General features: G+C 68.3%; 11 protein-coding genes. 3 read left to right on the top strand and 8 right to left on the bottom strand.

Translation table 11 applies throughout. The features are described 5' to 3' along the window. Positions 1-58: 58 nt before the first annotated feature. Complete coding sequence (msrP, locus tag AC1MGR_RS21275; protein ID WP_480232853.1) at positions 59-1,015, top strand: protein-methionine-sulfoxide reductase catalytic subunit MsrP; 957 nt, start codon at positions 59-61, stop codon at positions 1,013-1,015. Between the two features lie 56 nt (positions 1,016-1,071). Here the strand turns inward: msrP and AC1MGR_RS21270 are convergent, their stop codons facing one another. From AC1MGR_RS21270 to carA, 8 genes are all read right to left on the bottom strand, one after another. Continuing rightward, complete coding sequence (locus AC1MGR_RS21270; RefSeq protein WP_108035065.1) at positions 1,072-1,962, bottom strand: LysR family transcriptional regulator; 891 nt, start codon at positions 1,960-1,962, stop codon at positions 1,072-1,074. Between the two features lie 253 nt (positions 1,963-2,215). Beyond that, complete coding sequence (gene trxB, locus AC1MGR_RS21265; protein ID WP_108035066.1) at positions 2,216-3,190, bottom strand: thioredoxin-disulfide reductase; 975 nt, start codon at positions 3,188-3,190, stop codon at positions 2,216-2,218. 14 nt (positions 3,191-3,204) lie between these two features. After that, complete coding sequence (locus AC1MGR_RS21260; protein WP_108034882.1) at positions 3,205-4,230, bottom strand: mitochondrial fission ELM1 family protein; 1,026 nt, start codon at positions 4,228-4,230, stop codon at positions 3,205-3,207. A 50-nt stretch (positions 4,231-4,280) separates the two neighbouring features. Beyond that, the gene (locus tag AC1MGR_RS21255; RefSeq protein WP_108034883.1) at positions 4,281-4,793 is read right to left on the bottom strand and encodes a hypothetical protein; all 513 of its coding nucleotides are present in this window, start codon (positions 4,791-4,793) and stop codon (positions 4,281-4,283) included. Positions 4,794-4,800: 7 nt separating this feature from the next. Then, a complete protein-coding gene (gene greA, locus AC1MGR_RS21250; RefSeq protein ID WP_181017364.1) occupies positions 4,801-5,277 on the bottom strand; it encodes a transcription elongation factor GreA in 477 nt (158 codons plus the stop codon). A gap of 126 nt (positions 5,278-5,403) precedes the next feature. Further along, positions 5,404-8,889: a carbamoyl-phosphate synthase large subunit gene (gene carB, locus AC1MGR_RS21245; RefSeq protein WP_480232852.1), complete on the bottom strand. Its 3,486-nt coding sequence runs from the start codon at positions 8,887-8,889 to the stop codon at positions 5,404-5,406. Positions 8,890-9,052: 163 nt separating this feature from the next. Continuing rightward, positions 9,053-9,430: a hypothetical protein gene (locus AC1MGR_RS21240; protein ID WP_056218810.1), complete on the bottom strand. Its 378-nt coding sequence runs from the start codon at positions 9,428-9,430 to the stop codon at positions 9,053-9,055. Positions 9,431-9,642: 212 nt separating this feature from the next. Further along, on the bottom strand, positions 9,643-10,884 hold the full coding sequence (gene carA, locus AC1MGR_RS21235) for a glutamine-hydrolyzing carbamoyl-phosphate synthase small subunit (RefSeq protein ID WP_108034885.1): 1,242 nt from the start codon (positions 10,882-10,884) through the stop codon (positions 9,643-9,645). Between the two features lie 225 nt (positions 10,885-11,109). Here carA and AC1MGR_RS21230 point away from each other — a divergent pair, with 225 nt between their 5' ends. Both AC1MGR_RS21230 and dnaG read left to right on the top strand, forming a co-directional pair. Next, positions 11,110-11,571 carry a GatB/YqeY domain-containing protein gene (locus AC1MGR_RS21230; protein WP_480234863.1) on the top strand — a complete coding sequence of 154 codons (462 nt, stop codon included), beginning with the start codon at positions 11,110-11,112 and terminating at the stop codon, positions 11,569-11,571. A gap of 83 nt (positions 11,572-11,654) precedes the next feature. Next, a complete protein-coding gene (gene dnaG, locus AC1MGR_RS21225) occupies positions 11,655-13,577 on the top strand; it encodes a DNA primase (protein ID WP_480232851.1) in 1,923 nt (640 codons plus the stop codon). Positions 13,578-13,672 lie beyond the last annotated feature (95 nt).

Below are 13,672 nucleotides of genomic sequence, written 5' to 3'. Positions count from 1 at the left end.
GCCAATGTCAGGGCAACAGGCCGGCGCGCCGCGATTCGCGCCGAACGGAGGGAACGACATGCACATCCGACGCACCCACGCCTGGGAGATCCCCGAGCATCTCGCGACGCCGGAGAGCGTCTTCCTCGATCGCCGAAGCCTGCTCGGGGGCGCCGCCGGTCTGGCGGCCGCCTCGCTGATCGGGACGCAGAGCGCATGGGCGGCGTCCGACCTCACCGCAGACCTCTATCCGGCCAAGCGCAACGAGGCCTATACCCTCGATCGCCCACTGACCCCGGAAAAGTTCAGCGCCGACTACAACAACTTCTACGAATACGGCACCTCGAAGTCGGTGCTGCCGGCCGCCAACGCTCTGAAGACGCGGCCCTGGACGGTGGCCATCGATGGCCTCGTCGAGAAGCCGATGACCCTCGGGATCGACGACCTCATCCGCAAGATGCCCCTGGAGGAGCGCCTCTACCGGCACCGCTGCGTCGAGGCCTGGTCGATGTCGGTGCCCTGGACCGGATTCCCGCTCGCGAAGCTGGTCGCGCTGGCGAAGCCCACCGCGGGAGCGAAGTACATCCAGATGCAGACCTTCCTCGACCGGTCGATGGCGCCGGGCCAGAAGTCGTTCCTGTATCCCTGGCCCTATACGGAGGGACTGACCCTCGAGGAGGCGGGCAACGACCTCGCCTTCGTCGCCACCGGGGTCTACGGCAAGCCGCTGGCCAACCAGTTCGGCGCGCCGATCCGCCTCGTGGTGCCGTGGAAGTACGGCTTCAAGTCGGTGAAATCGATCACCAAGATCTCGTTCGTGGCCGAGCGGCCCAAGACCTTCTGGGAAGGTCTGCAATCGGCCGAGTACGGCTTCTGGGCCAACGTCAACCCAGCCGTGTCGCATCCGCGCTGGAGCCAGGCGACGGAACGGGTCCTGGGGACCGACCAGCGTGTGCCGACCCTGATCTACAACGGCTACGGCGAGCAGGTGGCCGGCCTCTACAAGGGGCTGGAGAAGGAGCGCCTGTTCGTCTGACAGATGCGCGGCGGGGCAGAGCGCTGCCCTGCCGCGTCACCCGTCCGGCGCCGGTCCTAGTAGGTCCAGCGCTGCGCCTTGGCGACGAGAAAGTCGCGGAAGGCCTGGACGCGGGCCACCGAGCGCATCTCCTCGGCATAGACGAGGTAGCTCTCCATGTGCGGCATCTCGGTCTCGCGCATGACCTGCACCAGGCCGGCCTGACCCTCCGCCGCGTAGTCGGGCAGGATGCCGATGCCGGCGCCGGTCTCGATGGCCTGCTGCAGGGCCGTGATGTTGTTCACCGTGAAGTGGATCGTCCGGCGCTCCTGGCCCTCGCGGCCGACGGTGGAGAGCCAGTGCGTCGCCAGCAGGTAGGACGGCTCGTTGCCGCCGAACGAGACCAGGCGGTGGTTGTCGAGGTCGGCGATGGATTTCGGCTCGCCGAAGCGCTTCACGTAATCCTGCGACGCGAAGGCGTGATAGTGGACCGTGAACAGGCGCCGCTGGATCAGGTCCGGCTGGGCCGGGCGCCGCATCCGGATCGCCACGTCGGCCTCGCGCATGGCCAGATCGAGCTCCTCGTTGGTGAGGATGAGTTCGACGCGCACGTCCGGGTAGAGGTCGAGGAATTCGGCGACGCGCTGGGCGAGCCAAGCGGTTCCGAGACCGACGGTGGTGGTCACCTTGAGGTCGCCTGTCGGCCGCTCGCTCGTCTCGACCAGGCGCGCCTTGGTGTTCTCCAGGCGCAGCTTCATGTCCCGTGCGGCGCGGAACAGCAGGTCGCCCTGCTCGGTCAGGATGAGGCCGCGCGCGTGGCGGTGGAACAGCGGCGCCTTCAACTCGCGCTCGAGGGCGCTGATCTGACGGCTCACGGCCGATTGGCTCAGGCCGATGTCGTCGCCCGCGCGCGTGAAGCTGCCGGCCTCCGCTACGTTGAGGAAGATGCGGATCTTGTCCCAGTCCACGGCGTCCACTCCCGTACGCAACCCGACGCCGGCTGACCAAGGCCTTCCATCCCGCGGCAAGCGGGTCGGACATCCATGCCAGGCCCGATCGACCCGGGCCTTCCGGCCCACGCAGCACGTGGGGCGGATCGATTCGAGTCATGCGGGTGACGCCGACGGCTCATGCCGTCAGCGCTTAGGTTAGTGGTTCGACCTTGCGATTGTCTTGACGCCGCGCGCAAGACGCATGGCGCACTCGTCCGCCAGAATCTTCCTATTCTGCGGCGGCTTGCTGGGGCGTTTCGCCGACTTCGAGGGCGGCGAGGTACTTCTCGGCATCGAGGGCAGCCATGCAGCCCATGCCGGCGGCGGTGATCGCCTGGCGGTAGACGTCGTCGGTGACGTCACCCGCGGCGTAGACGCCGGGGATCGCCGTATGCGTCGTGCCCGGCGCGGTCTCGATGTAGCCGCCGTCGCGCATGGCGAGCTGGCCCTCGAAGATCGCGGTCGCCGGCTGGTGGCCGATGGCGATGAACACACCATCCGTCCGGCGCTCCGTGATCTCGCCGGTGCGGGTGTCCTTGAGGCGCACATGGGTCACCGACGGCGGCTTCTGGCTGCCGCAGATCTCCTCGACCGCGTGGTGCCACACGACTTCGACGTTGGGGTGCTTGAACAGGCGCTCCTGCAGGATGCGCTCGGCGCGGAACTCGCCCCGGCGGTGGACCACGATGACCTTGGCGGCCAGGTTGGCGAGGTACAGCGCCTCCTCCACGGCGGTGTTGCCGCCGCCGACCACCACGACCTCCTTGCCCCGGAAGAAGAAGCCGTCGCAGGTCGCGCAGGCCGAGACGCCGAAGCCCTGGTACTTGGCCTCCGACGGCAGCCCGAGCCACTTGGCCTGCGCTCCCGTGGCGATGATGACGGCGTCGGCCGAGTAGGTCTCTCCGGAATCGGCCTCCAGCCGGAACGGCCGGACCTGGAAATCCACCTTGGTGATGTACTCGGACACGATCTTGGTGCCGACATGCTCGGCCTGGAGGCGCATCTGCTCCATCAGCCAGGGACCCTGGATCGCCTCGGCGAAGCCCGGATAGTTCTCGACATCGGTGGTGATCATGAGCTGGCCGCCGGGCTGGAAGCCCGAGATCATCAGCGGCTCGACCATCGCACGGGCGGCGTAGATCGCCGCGGTGTAGCCGGCGGGACCGGAGCCGATGATGATGAGTTTGGAATGGGTGTGCGCCATCGCTCTCGTCTCCTTCAGGCCCATCGCGCGCGGTGTTCGGCATAGGCCTTGGCCATCGCGCCTGCGATGACGGGTGTCGCATCCAGGGGCTGGTAGTGCAGTTCCTCCAGGCGGCCGACGAAGGGCTTCAGGGCCCCCGCCATCGCGAGTCCCGCGAAGAGCCGCCTGTGGCGGATATAGGTCTTGGGCAGGTCGAACAGGAGGACGGGAGCCCCGGTGCTCACGGCCTCGCCGACCATGTTGGCCGAATCCGAGGTGACGACGATCGAATCGGCGATCGCCAGCATCGAAACATAGGGATTGGGGCTGCCGCCGTCCCAGAAGAAACCGCCCTTGGTCGCCACCATGGTCCGCAGCGCGTCCCGCAGGTTCTGCGGCGTGCGTCGCGACACGGTGACCATCAGCGAACAGCCGCCGTCGGTCAGCTTGTCGAGGTCGCGCAGGAGCCGGCGCATATCCGCCGGGCGGTAGCTGAGATGCCGGCTGTCGCCGCCGATCAGCACGGCGATGCGGGGCCACGGCAGGGCGGACAGCCGCGGGTCCGGCTGGGCGCGCGCCTCGGCGAGGCGCTCCGGCGTGACCTGATGCGGCGGCGTCAGGGTGGTGAAGACGTTGGGGCCGCGCAGGTCGTCGTAGTCGGGCACCCAGACGAAGTTCGCCGCATCGTGGCCGATGCGCGGATCCTTCAGGAAAGCCGTGAAGGTGCGGCCCCCGGACGCCGCGCGCACGGCGCGGAGGTACGGGACGGAGCGGCGCCCGGAGGCGATCAGCAGGTCGGGGAGGGGCCCGGACAGGACACCGCGCGGATTGCCCGGCCGGTCCCGCGGGTCGGTCGGTCCCCAGGGGGCCATCCAGCCGAAGGGCGGGCGGGGCGCGATCCGGCGGATCTCGAAGGGCAGGCCCAGGGTCTCGGCGAGGCCGACGCACTGGTTCTCGTCGCCCGCCTTGCCGTCGGTGACGATCCAGGTCCGGGCCTGAGCGAGTTCGGGAAGCGGCACGGCGGCGCCGGTGGGGGAGGGCATCGCGGACGCTGCCGACATCAGGTGATCCAGGTCAATCCTCGAGCGGAGCCATCCGCCGCGCCGTCCACTCAATCCTGGGGCAGGGCGCGCCGGAGCCAGCCCGCATAATGCTGGGCGATGGCGGTCACCCGGCGGCGCTCGGAAGCCGGGTCGTACCACGCCCCGCCCGAACTCGACGGGACCGCGGAGAGCTGAGGGTGGCGCGCCAGGACCTCGCCCCGACGGCCGACGAGCAGGGCCTCCCCATCGAGGTAGTCGCTCTGCGTGCCGCCGCCGAGGCGACCGCGTCCCCCGTCGCCGCCCGCATAGGGATTGAGCGAGAGACCCGTGATCCGCACCAGCAGCACGGGCCCGCGGCCACCGAGCCGGTCTGCGAATTCGGCCTTCAGGGCGGCGAGAAGATCCTCGCGCAACGCCAGGGCCGGGGTGCCGCCGCCGAGTGCGACCAGCGGGCGGACATCCACGTCGACGCCGGCAAGGCGCTCGCCCCCGAGGCTCGGAAAGTCCTCGGCCCGGGCCGATCCGAGCAGTGCGACGAGACCGAGCAGCGCCGCCGCTGCCCGGAGGAGGCCCGACCGCATGGGCGGCTCAGCCGCCGTACTGGACGGCGACGACCTCGTAGGACTTGCCGCCACCCGGCGTCGTCACCTCGACGGTGTCGCCGACACCCTTGCCGATCAGCGCGCGGGCGATCGGGGAGGTGATGGAGACCAGGCCGGAGCGCACGTCCGCCTCGGGCTCGCCGACGAGCTGATAGGTCTTCTCTTCTTCGGTGTCTTCATCGAGGAGCTTCACCGTGGCGCCGAACTTGATCTTCGTCCCCGAAAGCTTCGACACGTCGATCACCTCGGCGCGCGAGATCATGCTCTCCAGCTCGAGGACGCGGCCCTCGTTATGGGACTGCGCTTCCTTGGCGGCATGGTACTCGGCATTCTCCGACAGGTCGCCGAGGGCGCGGGCCTCGGCGATGGCCTGGATGATCCGCTGGCGCTCCACCTGCTGGCGGTGCTTCAACTCCTCCTCCAGCGCCGCGTAACCGCGCACCGTCATCGGAACCTTGTCTATCGTCATCGTCTCGCGCCACAATGAATAAGCCCGGCCAGGAGCGTGCCGCTCCTTCCGGGCCAGAGTAAGTTACTCCTGAACCGCCAACAACACGGCTTCCGTTCAACACGGAAGCCGTGCGAGAATTCAGGCCGCGAAGTATTCCTGCAAGGCGCGGACCTTGAGATCGCCTCCGAGATAGGCCTTGATCCCCTCGGCCGCCGCCATCGCTCCTGCAAGAGTGGTGTAGTACGGCACTTTATGCAAGAGGGCCGCGCGCCGGAGGGATCGGGAGTCCGAGAGCGCGCCGGCGCCCTCCGTTGTGTTGAAGACGAGCTGGATATCGCCGTTCTTGATCGAGTCGACGACGTGCGGCCGGCCCTCCAGGACCTTGTTCACGCGCTCGGTCGGAACGCCCTCATCGGCGAGATAGCGCTGGGTGCCGCCGGTCGCGACGATCGAGAAGCCGAGCTCCGACAGCAGGCGGATCGCCGGCAGGATGCGCTCCTTATCGGCGTCGCGCACCGAGACGAAGACCGCACCGCCCTTGGGCACCAGGGTGCCCGAGCCGAGCTGGCTCTTGGCGAAGGCGACGCCGAAGCTCGAATCGAGGCCGATGACCTCGCCGGTGGAGCGCATCTCGGGTCCGAGCAGGACATCGACGCCGGGGAAGCGGGCGAAGGGGAACACCGCCTCCTTGACGGCGATGTGATCCAGGACCTTCGGCTTGAGGGCGAAGCTCGCGAGGGATTCACCGGCCATCACGCGGGCCGCGATCTTGGCGATCGGATCGCCGATCACCTTGGCGACGAAGGGCACCGTCCGCGAGGCACGGGGGTTCACCTCGAGCACGTAGATCGTGCCGTCCTTGATGGCGTACTGGACGTTCATCAGGCCGCCGACCTTCAGCGCCAGGGCCATGGCCCGGGTCTGCCGCTCCAGTTCGGCGATGATCTCCGGCGAGAGCGAGCGGGAGGGCAGCGAGCAGGCGGAATCGCCCGAGTGGATGCCCGCCTCCTCGATGTGCTCCATGATGCCGGCGATGAACACGTCCTTGCCGTCGCAGATGGCGTCGACGTCGATCTCGGTGGCATCCGACAGGTAGCGGTCGAACAGCAGCGGGTTCTTGCCCAGGACCGTGTTGATCTGCCCGGTCTTGTCGTTGGGGTAGCGCGCCTTCACGTCCGACGGGATCAGGCTCGGCAGGGTGTCGAGGAGGTAGTCGGCGAACTGGGCCTCGTCGCGGATGATCGCCATGGCGCGGCCGCCCAGCACGTAGCTCGGGCGCACCACGAAGGGCAGGCCGAGATCCGAGGCGATGAGCCGGCTCTGCTCCACCGAGTAGGCGATGCCGTTCTTCGGCTGCTTCATGCCGAGCTTGTCGAGGAGGCGCTTGAACTGGTCGCGGTCCTCGGCGAGGTCGATGGCATCCGGCGAGGTGCCGAGAATCGGCACCCCGGCGGCTTCGAGGGCGCGGGCCAGCTTCAGTGGCGTCTGGCCGCCGAACTGCACGATGACGCCGTGGAGCGTTCCGGCCTGACGCTCGGTCTCGATGATCTCGAGCACGTCCTCCTGGGTCAGCGGCTCGAAATAGAGCCGGTCGGAGGTGTCGTAGTCGGTCGAGACCGTCTCCGGGTTGCAGTTGACCATGATGGTCTCGTAGCCGGCCTCGGAGAGCGCGAAGCAGGCGTGGCAGCAGCAATAGTCGAATTCGATGCCCTGGCCGATCCGGTTCGGGCCGCCGCCGAGGATGATCACCTTCTTGGCGTCGGTGGGCCGCGCTTCGTCCACCACCGTGCCAGCGAAGGGCGCCACGTAGGTCGAGTACATATAGGCGGTGGGCGCCTGGAACTCGGCGGCGCAGGTGTCGATGCGCTTGAAGACGGGGCGCACGCCCAGGGCCCGGCGCGCAGCCCGCACGCTGTCCTCATCGGTCTTGGCCAGCACGGCCAGGCGGGCATCGGAGAAGCCCGCGGCCTTCAGCTGGCGCAGGGCCCCGGGGGTGTTCGGGATGCCGTGTGCCTTGACCCGGTTCTCCAGGTCGATGATCGCCTGGAGCTGCTCCAGGAACCACGGATCGATCTTGCATGAGGCGTGGACCTCCTCGTGGCTGACGCCGAGACGCAGGGCCTGGCCGACCTTGAGCAGGCGGTCGGGGGTCGGCGTGCCGAGGGCGGCCTTGATCGCGTTGTGGTCGTCGCCCTTGCCGAGCCCCTCGATCTCGATGTCGTCGAGGCCGGTGAGGCCGGTCTCCAGGGAGCGCAGGGCCTTCTGCAGCGATTCGGCGAAGCAGCGGCCGATCGCCATGGCCTCGCCCACCGACTTCATCGCGGTGGTGAGCGTCGGCTCGGCGCCGGGGAACTTCTCGAAGGCGAAGCGCGGGATCTTTGTGACGACGTAATCGATCGACGGCTCGAACGAGGCCGGGGTGGCACCGCCCGTGATGTCGTTGGCGATCTCGTCGAGGGTGTAGCCGACGGCCAGCTTGGCCGCGACCTTGGCGATCGGGAAGCCGGTGGCCTTCGAGGCGAGGGCCGACGAGCGCGACACGCGCGGGTTCATCTCGATCACGATCATCCGGCCCGTGGCCGGGTCGATGGCGAACTGCACGTTCGAGCCGCCGGTCTCGACGCCGATCTCGCGCAGCACCGCCAGCGATGCGTCGCGCATCACCTGGTATTCCTTGTCCGTCAGCGTAAGGGCCGGCGCGACGGTGATGGAGTCGCCGGTGTGGACGCCCATCGGGTCGATGTTCTCGATGGAGCAGACGATGATGCAGTTGTCGTTCTTATCGCGAACGACCTCCATCTCGTATTCCTTCCAGCCGAGGACGCTCTCCTCGATCAGGACCTCGTTGGTCGGCGAGGCGTCGATGCCGCGCTCGACGATGTCGAGGAACTCCTCCCGGTTGTAGGCGATGCCGCCGCCGGTTCCGCCCATGGTGAAGGAGGGGCGGATGATCGCCGGCAGGCCGACCTCGGCGAGCGCGATCAGCGCCTGCCCGATGGCGTGCTCGCCGTAGCGCTTGCGTCGCTCGGACTCGCCCCGGTGCCAGGTCTTCTCGAAGGCCGCGAGCGCCGTGGCACGGGCCTCGCCCTCGTTCGCCGCCTCGATGCGGGCGACCTCGGCGAGGTACTTCGCGCGGTCGGCCTTCTTGGCCGCGGAGGCATTGGCCAGCGCCGATTTCGGCGTCTCCAGGCCGATCTTGGTCATCGCATCCCGGAAGAGGTGGCGGTCCTCCGCCTTGTCGATCGCCTCCGTGGTGGCGCCGATCATCTGGACGTCGAACTTCTCCAGCACGCCCATCTTCTTGAGGGACAGGGCGCAGTTCAGCGCCGTCTGCCCGCCCATGGTCGGGAGCAGGGCGAAGCCGCCCGGAATGGCGTGACGCTCCTTCTCGATGATCTTGGCGACGATCTCGGGCGTGATCGGCTCGACATAGGTCGCGTCCGCCATGTCCGGGTCGGTCATGATCGTGGCCGGATTCGAATTCACCAGCACGATCCGGTAGCCCTCCTCGCGGAGGGCCTTGCAGGCCTGGGTCCCGGAATAATCGAACTCGCAGGCCTGACCGATGACGATCGGCCCCGCACCGATGATCAGGATCGAGGAAATGTCGGTGCGTTTCGGCATCGGGCGCCTTGGCTGCAGGCACGCGCGCCCGGCCATGCGCAGTGCCGGAGAAGCGGCACGGGCCTGGGGGCGCTAGCGGCGTGGATTGTCGTTGATCTTGGCACTTACACGCAGCCCGTCGCCATTGGAAGGGCGCGAGCGGAAGGTGAAGCGCCGAAGCGTCTCAGAAGCCCAGGTAAAGAGCCGAGACGGCGCGGTCGATCGACAGGTAGAACACCCCGAAGGCGACCACGGCGGCGGCGGCGAATTCGAGTGCCGCATTGGAGAGGGTCTGGCTCCGGCGGAGCATCTCGCGGCCGAAATACAGGCCGATCCAGGCGAGCGTCATCACCACCGGCAGCGCGAACAGGAAGGACCAGGTGCTCTCGACGCGGTCGAGGCTCGCGGCCGGGTCGATCAAGGCGCGGATGTTGCGGACCCACGGCGCGTAGCAGGCCGAGTAGAGAGCGGTCATCCACGCGAGGCTGACGGCCACGCCGAGATGAAACGTGAAGAGGCGATGCAGGCGCGAGAAGTCGTCGCGCGCGTCGTCGAACGTCATGTGGAAATCCCCGGCAAGCGTCGGAATCGACCCGGCGGCGATCTTCGAACGCCGTCCTTAGCGGGCCGTTAACGATGCCGGGATGCCCCGGAATGCCGGATTTTTTGTGACGCGGCGGGAACCTTTTCGCGGTTGGCATCGCCTGCGTGCAGGGCTGGCCTGCAGCCGCCGCGGCGGCCGGACGGGGCATCGCCTCCGCCCGGCCATACGGATCAGTCGGCGGTGGTGACCAGGGTCTCGGGCTTGCCGGCCTTCATCAGGGCGACGAAGCGCTCGAACAGGTAGTGGCTGTCCCGCGGGCCGGGCGAGGCCTCCGGGTGGTGCTGCACCGAGAAGGCCGGGCGGTCGGTGAGGGTGAGGCCGCAATTGGAGCCGTCGAACAGGGAGACATGCGTCTCCAGGGCGGTCTCGGGTAGGCTCGCCGGATCCACGGCGAAGCCGTGGTTCATCGAGACGATCTCGACCTTGCCGGTGGTCTTGTCCTTCACGGGGTGGTTCGCGCCGTGGTGGCCCTGCGCCATCTTCACGGTTCGGCCGCCCAGCGCCAAGCCCATCAGCTGGTGCCCGAGGCAGATGCCGAAGGTCGGCACCTTCTCCTGCAGCAAGGCCCGGATCACCGGGACCGCGTATTCGCCGGTGGCGGCCGGATCGCCCGGGCCGTTCGACAGGAACACCCCGTCCGGCTTCATCGCCATGATCTCTTCGGCGGTCGTCGTCGCGGGCACCACGGTGACGTCGCAGCCGGCCTCGGCCAGCAGGCGCAGGATGTTGCGCTTCACGCCGTAGTCGATCGCCACGACCTTGAGCCCGGTTCCGGGCTTGCGGTCGCCGTAGCCGGTCTTCACGCCCCAGGTGGTCTGGGACCATTCCGAGCGCTCGCGGCTGGTGACCGGGGGGACGAGGTCGAGACCTTCCATCGGTGCCAGGGCCGCGGCGCGGGCCTTCAGCGCCTCGCGGTCGAAGCGACCCTCCGGATGGTTGGCGATGACGGCGTTCGGCATACCGTTGTCGCGAATCAGCGCCGTCAGCGCGCGGGTGTCGACGCCGGTGATGCCGACGATGCCGCGAGCCTTGAGCCAGGCGTCGAGATGGCTCGACGAGCGCCAGCTCGAGGGCTTGGTCACCGCCGAGGCGATCACGGTGCCGCGCACGCCGGAGGCCGGCGCTGCATCGAGGCTCTCGAGGTCCTCGTCGTTGGTGCCGGTGTTGCCGATATGCGGAAAGGTGAAGGTGACGATCTGCCCAGCATAGGAGGGGTCAGTCAGGATCTCCTGGTAACCCGTCATGGCGGTGTTGAAGCAGACCTCGCCGTCGGCGATTCCGGTCTGCCCGATGCCGAAACCCTCCAGCACGGTCCCGTCCGCCAGGACCAGGAGAGCGGTGGCCAGGGGCTCCGCCCAGGGAGCGGGGGGCGCGGGCACGGCAGGCGTGTGGACGCCTTCATCTTGCAGCATCGGCGTGATCTCGCTTATGTCCGGCCGATCCCGGCGCCGTGAGCGGCGCGTGCGGGCGGCTTATCGTGCGGCGCTCATAGCGAGCGTGCCGCGTTGGGGTCAATGTGGCCCCGGCGGCGGCGCGTCTCAAGAACCCCGGTTCGCGCAGCAATTCGCAGACCACGCCCTCGATCCGTCGTCCGAATCCCGCTTTTTCCGGGGTCCCGCTATTTCAGGAGTCACATGATGCTGCGCGCCCGTCTCACCACCGAGATGAAGGAAGCCATGAAGTCCGGCGACAAGGCGAAGCTCGCCACCGTCCGGATGATTCAGGCCGCCCTGAAGGACAAGGACATCGAGGCGCGCGGCCTCGGCAAGGAGCCGGCCTCCGAGGAGGAGATCCTCGCGCTGCTCCAGAAGATGATCAAGCAGCGGAACGAATCGGCCGCGGTCTACGACCAGGGTGGCCGGCCCGAACTCGCCGAGAACGAGCGCAACGAGGTCGCGATCATCGCCGGCTTCCTGCCCCAGCAGATGGACGAGGCCGAGACCCGGGCGGCGATCGACAAGGCCGTGGCTGAGGTGGGCGCTGCCGGCCCCAAGGACATGGGCAAGGTCATCGCCGCCCTGAAGAGTGCCTATGCCGGCCGCATGGACTTCGCCAAGGCGAGCGGCCTCGTGAAAGAGGCGCTGAACGCCAAGGCGTGAGGGTGTCTCGAACCTCGTTCGCGAGCCCGCCGGTCGAGATTCCTTAAGCGCCTTACGCTAAGATTGTCGGCCGCAGAGGTCCCATGCGTTACCCGCCCCACATCCTCGAAGAGATCCGTGCGCGCCTGCCCGCATCCGATATCGTGGGGCGTCGCGTGCGTCTGAAGAAGGCGGGTCGCGAGTGGCGCGGCCTGTCGCCGTTCAATGCCGAGAAGTCGCCCTCGTTCTACGTGAACGACCAGAAGCAGTTCTACCACTGCTTCTCCTCCGGCAAGCACGGGGACGTCTTCACCTTCCTGATGGAGACGGAGGGGCTGAGCTTCCCCGAGGCGGTGGAGCGCCTGGCGGCGGAGGCCGGCGTGACCCTGCCGGCCCCGAGCGCCGATGCCCGCGAGCAGGAGACCCGGCGTGCCGGAGCCATCGAGGTCATGGAGATGGCGGCCGTCTTCTTCGAGGAGCAGTTGCGTGACCGCGCCGGCGCGGAGGCGCGCGCCTATCTCGACCGGCGCCAGCTCGGGCCTGAGATCCGGAGCCGCTTCCGCCTCGGCTACGCTCCGGGCGACCGCTACGCCCTGCGCGATCATCTCGCCGCCAAGGATGTCGACCGGGACCTGATGATCGAGCTCGGCCTGCTGGTGGCCGGCGAGGACATCCGCGTTCCTTATGACAAATTCCGCGATCGGGTGATGTTTCCGATCGCCGATTCCCGCGGGCGCGTCATCGCTTTCGGTGGCCGGGCGATGCAGAAGGACGCCAAGGCGAAGTACATGAATTCGCCGGAGACGCCGCTCTTCCACAAGGGGCAGCTGCTCTACAACCTGCACCAGGCCCGGAAGCCGGCGCACGATCGCGGCGTCATCATCGCCGTCGAGGGTTACGTCGACGTCATCGCCATGACCCTGGCGGGCCATCCCAACGCCGTGGCGGGCCTCGGCACCGCGCTCACGGAGGAGCAGATCGGCCTCCTCTGGCGCAACGCCGACGAGCCGATCCTGTGTTTCGATGGCGACGGCGCCGGCCAGCGTGCCGCTTTCAAGGCTCTCGATGTGGCCCTCCCGGGGCTGACGCCGGGCAAGTCCCTGCGTTTCGCCATGCTGCCTGAGGGGCAGGACCCCGACGATCTCTTGCGCAACGAGGGCAAGTCGGCGATCGACCGGGTGCTCGACGCCGCACGCCCCCTGGTCGAGGTACTGTGGTCACGCGCCACCGACGGGGCGCCCCTCGATACGCCCGAGCGGCGGGCCGGCCTCGCCAAGTCGCTGCGCGAGATGGTCGCTTCCATCCGCGACGAGACCGTGCGGGGCTTCTACCGGGACGAGATCGAGGGCCGCCTGCGCGCCCTGTCCCCGCAGGCCGCCTCGGGCCGTCGCGGCCCGTGGGAGCCGCGGACAGGCTCGGCCCGTCCGGCCTTCCAGCGCAGTCCCCGGCCCGGCGATCCGCCGCCGTCGCCGCGAATCACCACGAAGTTCAACCCCCTCTACGCCGGCGAGACGAATGCGTCCGGCCCGGTCGCCTTCCGCGACCGGGAGGCGATGATCGTCTCCAGCCTCCTCGTCCACCCGGAACTGCTCGGGATCGAGGCGGAGGATCTCGCCGAACTCGAGCTCGGTGACCCGGATGCGCAGGCTCTGCGCTCTCTCCTGCTCGACAGTCACGCCGACGCAGACCAGCCCGGCGTCGAGGTTCTGGAGAGCCGCTTGAAGCGCGCCGGACTCATAGATGCTGCGGTTCGGCTCGCCAGTCATGTGCGCCCGGGCGATCGATGGACCCTTGACGCGCATGCCGATCCTGTGCGTCTCGAAGACGCATTGCGTCAGGCCGTGATCTTGCACCGCAAGTCTGGAGCGCTAAATAGCGAACTCCGCTTGGCTGAGCGGGCCCTGGTCGAGGACGAGACGGAGGCGAACTTCGCTTGGCTGTGCGACGTAAAGGCCCGTATGGCCGTCATCGCTGGTGCGGAGGCGGACGAGGTGGTGCCGGATGCAGATGAGGCATCGGCACACTGAAACGCGCGCCGCGAACGAATTCGGCCGCCATCGGCGGCTCATGGTTAACAATCGGTCAAGCGTCTCGCTTGCATACCGGGATCTGATATCGACGC

This window comes from Methylobacterium sp. BI1 (assembly GCF_056680125.1).
The sequence above is the reverse complement of the archived record's forward strand: the minus strand, read 5'-3'. Positions and strand labels throughout refer to the sequence as shown.